This window comes from Ruegeria sp. HKCCD6428, from assembly GCF_013110595.1.
In the GTDB taxonomy this organism is placed as follows: domain Bacteria; phylum Pseudomonadota; class Alphaproteobacteria; order Rhodobacterales; family Rhodobacteraceae; genus Ruegeria.
This window is the reverse complement of sequence record NZ_WVQX01000012.1, coordinates 76,953-89,944: the sequence shown is the minus strand read 5'-3', so window position 1 is coordinate 89,944 and position 12,992 is coordinate 76,953. Positions and strand designations below refer to the sequence as shown.

Sequence of the window (12,992 nt, the reverse complement as noted above, 5' to 3'; positions counted from 1 at the left end):
ATCACCCCTTCTCAGCCAGCCGCAACCGAAGTTTTGACCTGATCCCGATACCGTTCGACCGCAGCAACATCGCTTTCCGCCTCCAGCATCAGCATGAGTGAGTGAAGCTGTTCAAGGTCGCGCAGTTCGACATTGATCAGAAGGCGGTAAAAATCCGGTTTGCGATCGACAAACTCGAGGTTTGAGATATTGGCCTTTTTCTCGCCGATCAATGTGCAAATACGCCCCAGAACCCCGGCATCGTTGCCAATGGTCAGATCCAAAGTCGCGCCATAGACGGCCGGGTGCGTGCCCGAATGCCAGTGCAGATCGACCCAACGGTCAGGTTCGCCTTCGAACTCGCTGAGCCGATCGCAATCGATGGCATGCACGACCACGCCCTTGCCCCGATAGGTGATACCGACGATACGTTCCCCCGGCAGCGGCTGACAGCAGGGGGCCCGGTCGAACTTCTGCCCCGGCTCCAGGCCAATCACCGCACGGCGCAGCGGAATGGCGTCGCCGTCGTCCTTGGCAAGTTCGGGATAGACGGCCTGAACCACCTCATGCGCAGTCAGTTCGGCGCTGCCGAGGCGGGCCAGCAGCTCGTGCCGATCTTTCAGGCGTAGGTGTTTTGCCGCGGTATCCAGCGCCTTGTCGGTCGCCTTGCGGCCCACATGCTCGAACCCGGAACGGGCCAGTTCCTTGCCCAGCTTGATGAATCGTTCCCGATCCACTTCGCGCAGGGCGCGGCGAATGGCGGTACGGGCCTTGCCGGTGACTGCAATCTCCAGCCACGTGACCTGTGGCGTCTGACCATCGGCGGTGATGATGTCCACGGACTGGCCATTTTTGAGCCGCGTCCAGAGCGGAACGCGGATACCATCAACCTTGGCCCCGACACAGGCATGACCGATCCGGGTGTGAATGGCATAGGCAAAATCGATCGGCGTCGCGCCACGCGGCAGCTTCACCACGTCGCCCTTGGGGGTGAAACAGAACACCTGGTCCGAATACATCTCGAGCTTGACGGCCTCGAGGAAGTCTTCGTGATCTTCCTCGTTGTCGAACTGCTCGGTCAGATTGGAAATCCATTTGGCCGGGTCGACGGCGAACGGGTTCTCGGTGCGCACACCGTCGCGATAGGACCAATGCGCCGCAACCCCGGTTTCGGCCACGTCGTGCATCTGGCGGGTGCGGATCTGGACCTCGACCCGTTTACCGTCCCGGCCCGACACCGTGGTGTGGATCGAGCGGTAACCGTTCGATTTGGGCTGGCTGATATAGTCCTTGAAGCGCCCCGGCACCGCGCGCCAGCGCTGGTGGATGGCCCCCAGGGTTCGATAGCAGTCTTCTTCGGTCTGCGTGATGATGCGGAACCCATAGATGTCTGACAGGCGCGAGAAGCCCTGATCCTTTTCCTGCATCTTGCGCCAGATCGAATAGGGTTTCTTGGCGCGGCCGAACACCTCGGCCTCGATCCCGGCCTTTTCCAACTCGTGCCGCATGTCGCCGGTGATGCGATGGATCACGTCGCCGGTCTCGCGTTGCAGGGTAATAAAGCGGCGGATGATCGACTGGCGGCCTTCAGGGTTGAGGACACGGAAAGCCAGGTCTTCAAGTTCCTCACGCATCCACTGCATACCCATCCGGCCCGCAAGCGGTGCGTAGATATCCATCGTCTCGCGGGCCTTGACGATCTGTTTTTCGGGACGCATCGCCTTGATCGTGCGCATGTTGTGCAAACGGTCGGCCAGCTTGACCAGAATCACGCGCAGGTCCTTGGACATGGCCATGAACAGCTTGCGGAAGTTCTCGGCCTGCTTGGTCTCGCGGCTAGACAGTTGCAGATTGGTCAGCTTGGTGACGCCGTCGACCAGTTTGGCGACTTCATCCCCGAAAAGTTCAGCCACCTTGCCATAGTTGGCCTTGGTGTCTTCGATCGTGTCGTGAAGCAGCGCCGTGATGATAGTCGCATCATCCAGACGCTGTTCGGTCAGGATGGCGGCAACGGCAACGGGATGGGTGAAATAGGGCTCGCCGGAATGGCGGAACTGCCCCTCGTGCATCTGCTGGCCAAATTCATAGGCCAGCGCAATGCGGTCAGCATTCGTCTTGGGATTGTAGTTGCGGACCAGCGCAATCAGATCGTCAGCAGAAATCATCCGGTCCGCACCTTCGTCTTCAGGGCTTACCCCTGCCCTTGAGCCTCCATCAGAGCGCGCAGGAGCTTCTCTTCCGACATGTCGTCCATGGCGGGTTTGTCCGTTTCGGCACCCATCAGCAGCGCCATCTGATCTTCTTCGGGCTCGTCAACCTCGATCTGGGTCTGGTTGGCCTCAATCAGGCGCTCGCGCAGTTCGTCCGCGCTTTGGGTTTCGTCGGCGATCTCACGCAGAGACACGACAGGGTTTTTGTCGTTGTCGCGGTCAACGGTAATCGCTGCACCGGCGGAAATCTCACGCGCCCGATGGGCGGCGAGCATCACCAGCTCGAACCGGTTTGGAACCTTGTCTACGCAATCTTCAACCGTCACGCGGGCCATTGGGCGCTCTCCGTTTCTGAATCCATGTCAGGAAGGGGTTTATCTAAGCGCGAATCCGCGCCTTGACAAGCAGGAAATGCTGCATTTGCACGGATCACAACGCCGTGACCGCCGCAACCTCTGCCGCGGGAAGGGTCTGGATCATCTCGCAGACCGTGCGACCCAGAACCGGATGGCGCCAGTCGGGCACGATATCGGCCATCGGCACGAGGACAAAGGCGCGATCCTGAAGGCGCGGATGCGGCAAGATCAACTGATCCGGTGCCTCTTGCCTTTGCGCGTCGGTCGGCAGGGTCAGCCAGCGATCAAACGTGGCGCGATCCGGCAGGACCTGATCTTCGAAACAGACCAGATCCAGATCCAGCGTCCGCATCCCCCAGCGCTGCACCCGTTCGCGCCCGAATTCCTGCTCCACCTCGTGCAGCACCTGCAACAGCTGCGAAGGAGACCTCTCGGTTGCAATCAGCGCCGCGGCATTCACATAGTCCGGGCCGGCCCCGGCGGGAAAGCACGGCGTTGCAAAAAAACGACTGACGGAGCGAATCACCACATCGTGACGCGATAACGCGTCAAGCGCGTTCTGAAGTGTTACAGCGGGACCATTTCCTCTCAAATCGAGATTTGCGCCCAGCGCAACAACGGCATTTGGCATGGATTTGCTCATGTGATACCCTACATTCGACCCATTGCATACTTGCGATAATCGACAGAAGTTCTAATTATAGGCGTACCAGAGCGCGTCATTTTATCACTCACTCACTCACGTAACGCGGCACGCACTGGATTATACCGGAAGGGAATATTTATGTTTTATAAAGACGAACGGCTAGCGCTGTTCATCGACGGCTCGAATCTTTATGCCGCGGCAAAAGCACTCGGTTTCGACATTGACTACAAACTTCTGCGGCAGGAATTCATGCGCCGCGGCAAGCTTCTTCGGGCCTTCTACTATACAGCGCTGCTGGAAAACGACGAGTATTCGCCGATCCGTCCATTGGTTGACTGGCTGCATTACAACGGCTTCACCATGGTCACGAAACCGGCCAAGGAATACACCGACAGCATGGGGCGTCGGAAAGTCAAAGGAAATATGGATATCGAACTTACCGTCGATGCCATGGAACTGGCGCCGCGCGTCGATCATATCGTGCTGTTCTCGGGTGATGGGGATTTCCGCCCGTTGATCGCCAGCCTGCAACGGCAGGGCGTGCGCGTATCGGTGGTGTCGACCATTCGCAGCCAACCGCCGATGATCTCGGATGAACTGCGCCGCCAGGCCGACAATTTCATCGAGCTGGAGGATTTGCGCGATGTCATCGGTCGCCCGCCGCGTGAAATGCCGACGGAGCATCGCAGCGTCGCTGTTGCCAGCAACAGCTGACAAGACGATAGGCCTGTCATGATGGGGAAAAATCGCGCGGTCAGGACATCGGTCCTGGCCGCGCTTCTTTAACAAGGTACAGGTGCTTAAACATCACCCGATTAGCAACGATTCGTGTCAGATGAATGACGATGTCCTGTCTGGACCAAGGCCGGGAAAAGACTTACCTGTGCCACAAGGAGACAGCCTGATGAAAAAGCCGCCACTGACACTTTACCTTGCCGCCCCACGCGGGTTCTGCGCCGGTGTGGACCGTGCCATCAAAATCGTTGAGATGGCTTTGCAGAAATGGGGCCCACCGGTCTATGTGCGCCACGAGATCGTGCACAACAAATTCGTGGTCGACGGCCTTCGCGCCAAAGGGGCCGTTTTCGTCGAGGAATTGCAGGAATGCCCCGATGACCGCCCGGTGATCTTTTCCGCCCACGGGGTGCCGAAATCCGTTCCCGCCGAGGCTGCCCAGCGCGAGATGATCTATGTGGACGCCACCTGTCCTCTGGTTTCCAAGGTGCATGTCGAGGCGCAGCGCCACGCGGACGCGGGGTTGCAGATGATCATGATCGGCCACAAAGGCCATCCCGAAACCGTGGGCACCATGGGGCAGCTGCCCGAGGGCGATGTGCTGCTGGTCGAGACCGTGGACGACGTGGCCACGGTGCAGGTGCGTGACCCGGATAAGCTGGCCTTTGTCACCCAAACCACCCTTTCGGTCGATGACACCAAGGATATCATCGCCGCCCTTCAGGCCCGATTCCCGGCCATTGTCGGACCGCACAAGGAAGATATCTGTTATGCCACCACCAACCGGCAAGAAGCGGTGAAAGCCGTGGCCCCCAAGGCGGATGCCTTGCTGGTTGTGGGCGCGCCGAACTCATCGAACTCGCGCCGCCTTGTCGAGGTTGCCTCGCGCGCGGGGTGCCAGTACGCGCAGCTGGTCCAGCGCGCCACCGAGATTGACTGGCGCGCGCTCGAGGGTATCTCGACCGTGGCTGTCACCGCAGGCGCGTCGGCCCCGGAGGTTCTGGTAAACGAGGTGATCAAAGCGTTCAGCGCGCATTATGATGTCACCGTCGAGCCGGTCGAAACCGCCGTTGAAAACGTCGAGTTCAAAGTCCCCCGCGTGTTGAGGCAACCGGCGTGAACGGAGTGCCGAAAGCGCCTCTCTGTCTGGGGCTGGCGGGACTGATCCCGTTTGTCTGGGGCGCCCTGACCTATCTGAACAGCGACCTGAATGCCTGGGGCACGCAAACCTTTGGCCCACGTTTCGTGGGGCCTTATGTGCAACTGTTCTATGGATCGGTCATCCTCAGCTTCATGTCCGGTGTTCTCTGGGGTTTTGCCACCAAGACATCGGGCAGCAAAGCGGCCCTGTGTTATCTGTTGTCGGTTCTGCCCGCGCTTTGGGCCTTTGCCATGACAGGTGGCGGGCCGGTCAATGCGGGCACCAATCTGATGTATGGGTTCGCTGGTTTGTTGTTGCTGGATGCCCTGTTTTCCTACTGGCGCCTGACACCGGTCTGGTGGATGCGGTTGCGCATCCTGCTGACCGCGGTCGTATTGGCCAGTCTTGCAGTCGGAGTGTACCTGTGACCGATGAACGCACGATCAACGCCTATACAAACAAGGTGGCAGAATATCTGAAAATCCCCCTGCCGCCCGAGCAGCTTGAGGCCCGTCAGGCTTTTGCCGATGCGGTCGGCGCAGGCGGCTATGTACTGGATTTGGGGTCCGGGCCGGGGTCGGACAGCGGGTTCCTGATGCGTCAAGGGCTGAAGGTTCGCGCGCTGGATGCCACGCCAGCCTTTGTCGAACATGCGCGGGAAAACGGTGTGGATGCTTATCTGGGTACGTTCGATGACGTCACTGAGACGGCCGAATATGACGGTGTTTACGCCAGCTTTTCCCTGCTGCACGCGCCGCGCGCCGATTTCCAGCGACATCTGACTGCGATCCACAGGGCTCTGAAACCCGGTGGACAGCTGTTTCTGGGGATGAAGCTGGGCACTGGTGAACATCGGGATGATCTGGATCGTTATTATACTTATTACACCGAGGCCGAGATCGAGGACGCCTTGAACAAGGCAGGGTGCACGATTGACCGCGCAGTCCATGGCATGGGCAAAGGCCTGGCCGGATCGTATGACGGATATATTCTGGTGTTCGCCCATGCCTGAATTGTTTGCCTATACGGATGGTGCCTGTTCCGGAAACCCCGGCCCCGGAGGCTGGGGCGTGCTGTTGCGCGCGATGGACGGGGACAGCGTTCTGAAAGAGCGTGAGCTGAACGGGGGCGAAGCCGAGACGACCAACAACCGGATGGAGTTGCTGGCCGCCATCAGCGCCCTTGAAGCGCTGGAGCGACCGTCGAAGATAACCGTCGTCACCGACAGCGCCTATGTGAAGAACGGCGTCACCGGCTGGATTTTCGGTTGGAAACGCAACGGATGGAAAACCTCGAACAAGAAACCGGTCAAGAATGTCGATCTTTGGCAGCGTCTGGATGAGGCGCAGGAACGGCATGATGTGACATGGGAATGGGTCAAGGGCCACGCAGGCCACCCCGAGAATGAAAAAGCTGATGAGCTGGCCCGGGCCGGAATGGCGCCGTTCAAACCGAAGAAGGCACAGGCGTGACCGCGCTGACGCTGCTGGACTATGCCTCGGTTCTGATCTTCGCGTTGACAGGGGCACTGGTGGCCAGCCGTGCCCAGCTGGATCTGGTGGGATTTGCCTTCATGGCCTGCCTGACGGCCGTAGGTGGCGGCACTGTACGAGACCTTTTGCTGGACCGTCACCCGATCTTTTGGGTCGGGCAGCCGGATTACATCCTGATCGCAGTCGCGGCGTCGGTCCTGGTGTTCTTTACCGCACATCTGGTGGAAAGCCGCTATAACTGGCTGGTCTGGCTGGACAGTTTTGCACTGTCAGTGGCTGTCGCGGCCGGAACCGGCGCGGCATTGTCGCTGGACCAGTCCGGGGTCATTGTCGTTTTGATGGGTGTGACGACCGGATGCCTGGGCGGGCTGATGCGCGATGTGGTCTGCAACGAAGTGCCGCTGGTGCTGAAACAAGGTGAGCTCTATGTGTCCTGCGCCTTTACAGGTGCCCTGACGGCGGTTCTGGCTGCCAGATTGGGGGCAGAGCCTGCGATTTCTCTGGCTCTTTGCGCCTTGGTGTGCTGGGCGTTGCGCGCCGGGTCGTTGATGTTTGGCTGGCAATTGCCGGTCTACAAAAGCCGTCCGCCGCGCAGCTGAGCCCGACAGTGGACGCCAAAGCGGCATGCTGATACCCCTTTTGAAAGCACAGCCCGGAGGCCAACGTGACATTCAGACTTGCATCCATCACAGCCTGCCTGGCCCTGCTCGCCTCATGCGGCGCGTATTACACCCCCGTCAGTTTTGTTGCGCAGGGCGACCAGATCATCGCCTCGGGCACGATTGACGAGACAACGCTGTCTGCCTTTGAGGAAGTGACAGCGCAAAACCCCGAAGCCCGCACATTGGTTCTGCAATACATTGAAGGATCGGTTGATGATGACGCCAATGTCATCTTCGCCCGCGAAGTGCACAGGGCCGGGTTCGATACCGTCGTTCCATCGAACGGGCTGGTGGCCAGCGGGGGCACCGATCTGTTCCTGGCCGGAAACCGCCGCGTGCTGCAACCGGGGGCCTGTGTCGGTGTCCACAGCTGGGCCGGGTCGGGTCTGGTGGCGACCGACTTGCCCGAGGACGATCCCGAACATGACCGATACCTGGACTATTTCAAGGATATCGGCGTGGACGAGGAGTTTTACTGGTACACCCTGTTCGCAGCCCCGGCCGACAGTATGCACTGGATGACCACTGCCGAGGCGAACCGGTTCGATTTGACCACCAGGGGTGCTCCGGCACTTGGGTCTGCGACGGTGTGCGACGAACGGTAAGTCAGCCGTTCAGCAAGCGCGCGCCGATTTCCTTGACGAATTTCGCGGCCACCATCGCCGTCATGCCATAGGGGTCGCGATGCGGGTTGAGCTCGACGATATCCGCCCCGACCAGCTGACCTTTGAACCGGTGGATCAGGTCGATAACCTCGCGCGTGCTCAGCCCACCGGGTTCATGGTGCGAGACGCCCGGCGCAAAGGCCGGGTCCAGCGCATCCAGATCAAGGGACAGGTAGACCGGGCCATCGAATGAAATCTGCAAGTCGGGGCGCCAGTTGCGCATGTCGGTCACCTCGACGCCGAATTTGTCGGCCTGTTCGCGCTGATGGGCGTTCATGGTGCGGATGCCGACCTGCACCAGACGCTTGACCGGGCAGGTCTCCATCACCCGGGCAAAGGGGCAGCCATGGCCGAGCGGTCCGATATCCTGCGTGTCGTACAGATCAGGGTGGCTGTCGATATGCAGGATGTTCAGGCCTTCGTACCGATCTGCATGGGCCTTGATCAGCGGATAGGCCACGGAATGGTCGTTGCCCAGCGACAACAGGCGCGCGCCGGTTGCGATCCGTTTCGCCGCTTCAGCCTCGATCTGGTCAATCGGTTCCTGCCCGCGCATTTCGAACACATCCAGATCGCCGGTATCCCTGAATTTGGCGCTTGCACCCAGATCGGTACCATCTTCGGCGGTCAGGTTGGCGGCACCGGAATGCAGCGCCTCGCGGATGCGTCCGGGGGCGAAGGCCGGCCCTTGCAGGAACGAGGAATGCAGATCCAAAGGAACGCCCATCAGAGCGACATCACCCGGCTTCAAATCATACGGCATCATCATTCCCCTTTTTCGTTGAAGGCGATCTGGACGGAGGAAAGACGCCGGGTCAAGGGGTCAACGGCGCAGGTAGGTCTGCCAGATCCAAATCTCCAGCAACGCACCCAGAACCGCCCCGACAAAACCAGACAGCCACCCCATAACGGTTACAAGAAACCGCAGCAGCATCCCTCCGATCAGGGCACCTGCGATACCGATCAGCATGGTCGTCGGGATATCCGCCTCGATCCGCATCAGGCGGGTGGCCAGAAACCCTGCCGCTGCACCGATGATGATCAGGGCGACGATTGGCATGTCATTTCCTCCAGTGGGTCGGCACGATGATCAAGGCACCAACAGAGGAAATCACCGCATCCAGCCCCGGAGGACCAAAGCTGATACCGAACATGATGCGGACGAAATAAAACAGGAACGCCCCGCCCACACAGATGATGATGGATTGCAAATAGCCGTTATGGGTGAAACCGGTCTGTTCGGACAGATACCCGACGATCCCGGCAATCACGACAGTGCCCATCATCACCATGAACATATGGCTTTACTCCGAAGACATCCGGGTGCCGATCGGGATTGGCCAGCCCCGCAGGAACGTTTCCTTATCCTGCGCGCCTTTGCCCGCCCTTTGCAAGCGCAGCAGTTCTATGGCGCCCTGCCCGCAAGCCACATACAGATCGCCATTCAGAACCTCCCCCGGTGCGCCCTTCCCTTGCGCCAGACGCGAAGCGAGGAGCTTTACCCTGTTGCCGTCGATCTCGGTCCAGGCCCCGGGAAAGGGCGACAGGCCGCGGATCTGCCGATCGACCTCGACCGCGGGGCCCGACCAGTCCACGCGGGCCTCGGACTTGTCGATCTTGGCGGCATAGGTGACACCAATCTCGGGCTGCGGATCAGGGGTCAGGCCGGGCAGCTTTGCCAACGCCTCGACAATCAAAGCCGCGCCCATCGCCGAGAGCCGGTCATGCAGTTCCGCAGTGGTTTCCTCGGGCCCGATATCGGTGGCCTGTCGCAACAGAACGGGGCCGGTATCAAGGCCCGCCTCCATTTGCATGATACAGACGCCGGTTTGCGCATCGCCCGCCATGATCGCGCGGTGGATCGGAGCCGCCCCGCGCCAGCGCGGCAAGAGGCTGGCATGAATGTTCAGGCAGCCATGAGCCGGCGCATCGAGGATGGGCTGGGGCAGGATCAGCCCATAAGCCACAACCACCGCCACATCCGCGTTCAGTGCCGCAAAACTGTCCTGCTCCTCGGCCGGTTTCAGCGAGGTTGGGTGACGCACGTCCAGACCCAGCGCCTGGGCACGCGCGTGAACCGGTGTCGGGCGATCCTTCTTGCCCCGCCCCGCCGGGCGCGGGGGCTGGCAATAGACGGCGGCGATCTCATGCCCGGCCTCGACCAGCGCATCCAGAACCGGCACCGAGAAGTCCGGGGTTCCCATGAAAACAACGCGCATCTTTACCCCTGTTTCTTGGCTTTGCGCAGCAGCATGTCGCGTTTGACCTTGCTGAGCCGGTCAAAATACATCCGGCCATTCAGATGGTCGATCTGGTGCTGGACACTGGTGGCCTCGATGCCGACAAAATCGCGACGGTCCACCACGCCCTGCTCGTTCAGGAATTTGACAGTCACCGCGCGCGGGCGTTTTACCTTGGCCGACAGGCCCGGCAGGTTCGGACTGGCCTCTTCATGTTCACGCAGTTCGATCGAGCTGTGCAGGATTTCCGGGTTCGCCAGACGCACGGCCTTGCCCCGCTCGGCCGACCCATCGACCACGGCCAGACGCAACAGCACTCCGATCTGCGGCGCGGCCAAACCGACACCGGGCATGGCCTCCATCGTGTCGATCATGTCCTGCCAAATCCGGCGAATGTCATCGGTGATTTCAGTCACCTCATCCGCCTTTGTGCGCAAGCGTTTGTCAGGCCAGGGCAGACAGGTGCGGACGGTCATGCGCGCGCCCGTTCACGTTTAAGCTTTTGCATCTTGCGGGTAATCATCTGCCGTTTCAGCGGTTTTAGGTAATCAATGAACAGCTTGCCGTTCAGATGGTCGATTTCATGCTGCACGCAAGTGGCCCAAAGCCCGTCGAACGTCTCCTGTCGCAGGTTTCCCTTCTCGTCCATCCAGGTGACATCGACCACCTTGGGGCGGGTCACTTCGGCATATTGATCCGGGATCGAAAGGCATCCTTCCTCGTATACATTGGTTTCCTCGGAAGAGGCGATGACCTGAGGGTTGAACATGATCAGCGGGCGCGGTGTTTCGCCTTCTTCCTTGATGCAATCCAGCACGATCAACCGTTCCAGCACACCGATCTGCGGCGCGGCGAGGCCAATCCCGGGCGCGTCATACATGGTTTCCAGCATGTCGTCAGCCAGCGTGCGCAGCTCGTCCGTCAGGTCGGATACGGGCGCGCAGACCTTTTTCAGGCGGGGATCGGGATGGATCAGGATAGTGCGTTTCATGAGGCTGATTTAGGCCATCCCGCCCCGCGCCGCAACGCCCCCCTTGCACCCGCCCGATTTGCGGTTAGCTTTCGGTCGAGAAAATGGAGCAGACATGACTTTCAACGACCTGATCGACCGCCGGGGCACCAACAGTTCAAAATGGGACAAGATGGAGATGCTGTATGGCGTCTCGCCCGAGGACGGTCTGGCCATGTGGACGGCCGATTCCGATTACCAGACGGCACCCTGCGTGATCGAGGCCGTGCGCAAGGCCGCAGATCACGGCGTGTTCGGCTATTCATGGATGCACCCGGACTATCTGGCCTCGGTTCAATGGTGGATGAAAACCCGCCATGATTGGGAAATCGACACGGATTGGATCCTGACCACCCAGGGCTTGGGCAATGCAATCGCCCTGTCGCTGGATGTCTGGACCGATCCCGGTGATGGCATCGTGATCTTCACCCCCGTTTACCATGAGTTTGCCCACAAGGTGAACAAATCGGGCCGCCGGGTCGTGGAATGCCCTTTGGTGCGGGACGGGGAAAGTTACGGCCTGGATCTGGACGACGCCCAGTCCCGGTTGGACGGGTCCGAGAAGATGCTGCTGTGGTGTTCGCCGCAAAACCCGTCGGGTCGTGTCTGGACGCCCGACGAGTTGCAGGCCGTGGCTGCGTTTGCCGAACGGAACAGTTTAATACTGGTGTCGGACGAGATTCACCACGATCTGGTCTATCCCGGCGCTAAATTTGTGCCGATGGACGTGGCGGCCCCGGATGCACGCCCATGGACCGTGACGCTGACTGCGGCGTCGAAGACCTTCAACATCGCCGGGCAGCGGACCGGCAACATGATCATTCCCGATCCCAAACTTCGCGCGGCCATGAAGCAACGGCTGCAAACATTGGACTACGATCCCGGCGCGTTGGGCGTGGCGATGATCACCGCCGCGTACAGCCCCGAAGGGGCCGAATGGGTAGATGCCCAGATCGCGCATCTGGAGGGAAACAGGCGTCTGTTCGATCAGACCATCACCGAGATTCCGGGGCTCTGGTCGATGCCCTTGCAGGCGACCTATCTGGCCTGGGTCGATTTCTCGGGCACCGGCATGGATCACGCTGAATTTGTCCGCCGGTTGCGCGAGGACGCGCGGATCGCGACATCGTCAGGTCCGGGTTTCGGCACTGGAGGAGAAACGTTTGAACGGTTCAACCTCGCCACGCAACGGGCGCGGGTCGAGGATGCTTGCCTGCGGCTGAAACGTGCTTTCGGGGATCTGCAATAAGTACGTGCCGGCCGGGGCTTGCAAACCCTGCCCTGTTTTCACAGGTGCCGGTTGCCTTGGTTGAGGCCGCTTTGGGCCGCGCGTGCCTGCCATTAGGCTGGCACCGCTGGCCTTTGGCATCGACCAAACCCTGGGCCAAATGGGAATACCAGTTGAAATTCGCCCCTAGTCGTCATGCCCCAGCAGGGCGATCGGCGCATCGGGCGCGCGGTAAAAGTCAAGCGGCGCGCTGTCATGGGCGGCCGTGCTGCGTTTGAATTCATACCGCATCTCACCGCCTTCATCCTCATCCGCGACGATGAGGCATTGATAGAGATGGTTGGCCCCGTCAAAGATATCAACAAGCCCGCGCAAGCGCGGCGTGGTTTCCGCTTCAACCGTAAAACCGTCTTTCCACAATTTGAGTATTTTGTAGGTATTGTCGCCCATCTCCACCCGTAAACGGCTGGCTTTTTTCAATGTGGCGATTCGGGCCGCGTCCAACTCGGCGCGTATTTCCTTTGAAACATAGGTACTCATTAATCCGTTCCCCCGTGAATGACTTCTATTGTGCGGGATAAGTTGTAAAAATCCAGTGAACCACGTCACAGAAACACGATCCGGCCGA

The 12,992-nt window shown here is 60.1% G+C and carries 18 protein-coding genes; 8 read left to right on the top strand and 10 right to left on the bottom strand.

The features are described 5' to 3' along the window. Positions 1 to 11 precede the first annotated feature (11 nt). From GS620_RS20035 to folK, 3 genes are all read right to left on the bottom strand, one after another. Complete coding sequence (locus tag GS620_RS20035) at positions 12 to 2,144, bottom strand: bifunctional (p)ppGpp synthetase/guanosine-3',5'-bis(diphosphate) 3'-pyrophosphohydrolase (protein WP_117869872.1); 2,133 nt, start codon at positions 2,142 to 2,144, stop codon at positions 12 to 14. A gap of 26 nt (positions 2,145 to 2,170) precedes the next feature. Next, entirely contained in the window at positions 2,171 to 2,524 is a 354-nt protein-coding gene (gene rpoZ, locus GS620_RS20030; protein WP_117869873.1) for a DNA-directed RNA polymerase subunit omega, read from the bottom strand. Between the two features lie 94 nt (positions 2,525 to 2,618). Continuing rightward, positions 2,619 to 3,188 carry a 2-amino-4-hydroxy-6-hydroxymethyldihydropteridine diphosphokinase gene (gene folK, locus GS620_RS20025; RefSeq protein ID WP_171120268.1) on the bottom strand — a complete coding sequence of 190 codons (570 nt, stop codon included), beginning with the start codon at positions 3,186 to 3,188 and terminating at the stop codon, positions 2,619 to 2,621. Positions 3,189 to 3,329: 141 nt separating this feature from the next. On the opposite strand from folK, the gene GS620_RS20020 reads away from it, so the two are divergent. From GS620_RS20020 to GS620_RS19990, 7 genes are all read left to right on the top strand, one after another. Beyond that, complete coding sequence (locus GS620_RS20020; RefSeq protein WP_117869875.1) at positions 3,330 to 3,905, top strand: NYN domain-containing protein; 576 nt, start codon at positions 3,330 to 3,332, stop codon at positions 3,903 to 3,905. 190 nt (positions 3,906 to 4,095) lie between these two features. Beyond that, on the top strand, positions 4,096 to 5,046 hold the full coding sequence (ispH, locus tag GS620_RS20015; protein WP_171617530.1) for a 4-hydroxy-3-methylbut-2-enyl diphosphate reductase: 951 nt from the start codon (positions 4,096 to 4,098) through the stop codon (positions 5,044 to 5,046). Next, entirely contained in the window at positions 5,043 to 5,495 is a 453-nt protein-coding gene (locus GS620_RS20010; RefSeq protein WP_171617529.1) for a DUF3429 family protein, read from the top strand. The genes ispH and GS620_RS20010 overlap by 4 nt, the downstream gene beginning before the upstream one ends. After that, positions 5,492 to 6,079 carry a methyltransferase domain-containing protein gene (locus GS620_RS20005; RefSeq protein ID WP_171617528.1) on the top strand — a complete coding sequence of 196 codons (588 nt, stop codon included), beginning with the start codon at positions 5,492 to 5,494 and terminating at the stop codon, positions 6,077 to 6,079. The genes GS620_RS20010 and GS620_RS20005 overlap by 4 nt, the downstream gene beginning before the upstream one ends. Next, positions 6,072 to 6,539 carry a ribonuclease HI gene (gene rnhA, locus GS620_RS20000; RefSeq protein ID WP_152457071.1) on the top strand — a complete coding sequence of 156 codons (468 nt, stop codon included), beginning with the start codon at positions 6,072 to 6,074 and terminating at the stop codon, positions 6,537 to 6,539. The genes GS620_RS20005 and rnhA overlap by 8 nt, the downstream gene beginning before the upstream one ends. Next, entirely contained in the window at positions 6,536 to 7,159 is a 624-nt protein-coding gene (locus GS620_RS19995) for a TRIC cation channel family protein (protein WP_171617527.1), read from the top strand. The genes rnhA and GS620_RS19995 overlap by 4 nt, the downstream gene beginning before the upstream one ends. A 65-nt stretch (positions 7,160 to 7,224) precedes the next feature. Continuing rightward, positions 7,225 to 7,827 carry an alpha/beta hydrolase gene (locus GS620_RS19990; RefSeq protein ID WP_171617526.1) on the top strand — a complete coding sequence of 201 codons (603 nt, stop codon included), beginning with the start codon at positions 7,225 to 7,227 and terminating at the stop codon, positions 7,825 to 7,827. Position 7,828: 1 nt separating this feature from the next. On the opposite strand, the gene speB is transcribed toward GS620_RS19990, so the two are convergent. The 6 genes from speB to def (GS620_RS19960) are packed head-to-tail and all read right to left on the bottom strand — an operon-like array spanning position 7,829 to position 11,118. Next, complete coding sequence (gene speB / locus GS620_RS19985; protein WP_171617525.1) at positions 7,829 to 8,650, bottom strand: agmatinase; 822 nt, start codon at positions 8,648 to 8,650, stop codon at positions 7,829 to 7,831. Between the two features lie 60 nt (positions 8,651 to 8,710). Next, positions 8,711 to 8,947 carry a GlsB/YeaQ/YmgE family stress response membrane protein gene (locus GS620_RS19980; protein WP_171617524.1) on the bottom strand — a complete coding sequence of 79 codons (237 nt, stop codon included), beginning with the start codon at positions 8,945 to 8,947 and terminating at the stop codon, positions 8,711 to 8,713. A gap of 1 nt (position 8,948) precedes the next feature. After that, positions 8,949 to 9,185, bottom strand: a complete 237-nt coding sequence (locus GS620_RS19975) for a hypothetical protein (protein WP_170344822.1) — start codon at positions 9,183 to 9,185, stop codon at positions 8,949 to 8,951. A 6-nt stretch (positions 9,186 to 9,191) separates the two neighbouring features. Next, entirely contained in the window at positions 9,192 to 10,106 is a 915-nt protein-coding gene (gene fmt / locus GS620_RS19970; protein ID WP_171617523.1) for a methionyl-tRNA formyltransferase, read from the bottom strand. Between the two features lie 2 nt (positions 10,107 to 10,108). After that, positions 10,109 to 10,603: a peptide deformylase gene (gene def / locus GS620_RS19965; protein ID WP_171617522.1), complete on the bottom strand. Its 495-nt coding sequence runs from the start codon at positions 10,601 to 10,603 to the stop codon at positions 10,109 to 10,111. Then, a complete protein-coding gene (gene def / locus GS620_RS19960) occupies positions 10,600 to 11,118 on the bottom strand; it encodes a peptide deformylase (RefSeq protein ID WP_171120285.1) in 519 nt (172 codons plus the stop codon). The genes def (GS620_RS19965) and def (GS620_RS19960) overlap by 4 nt, the downstream gene beginning before the upstream one ends. A 94-nt stretch (positions 11,119 to 11,212) precedes the next feature. On the opposite strand from def (GS620_RS19960), the gene GS620_RS19955 reads away from it, so the two are divergent. After that, positions 11,213 to 12,385 (top strand): MalY/PatB family protein, encoded by a 1,173-nt coding sequence (locus tag GS620_RS19955; protein WP_171617521.1) that lies wholly within the window; start codon positions 11,213 to 11,215, stop codon positions 12,383 to 12,385. Between the two features lie 165 nt (positions 12,386 to 12,550). On the opposite strand, the gene GS620_RS19950 is transcribed toward GS620_RS19955, so the two are convergent. Beyond that, positions 12,551 to 12,904, bottom strand: a complete 354-nt coding sequence (locus GS620_RS19950) for a hypothetical protein (protein ID WP_170344817.1) — start codon at positions 12,902 to 12,904, stop codon at positions 12,551 to 12,553. Between the last annotated feature and the right edge of the window lie 88 nt (positions 12,905 to 12,992).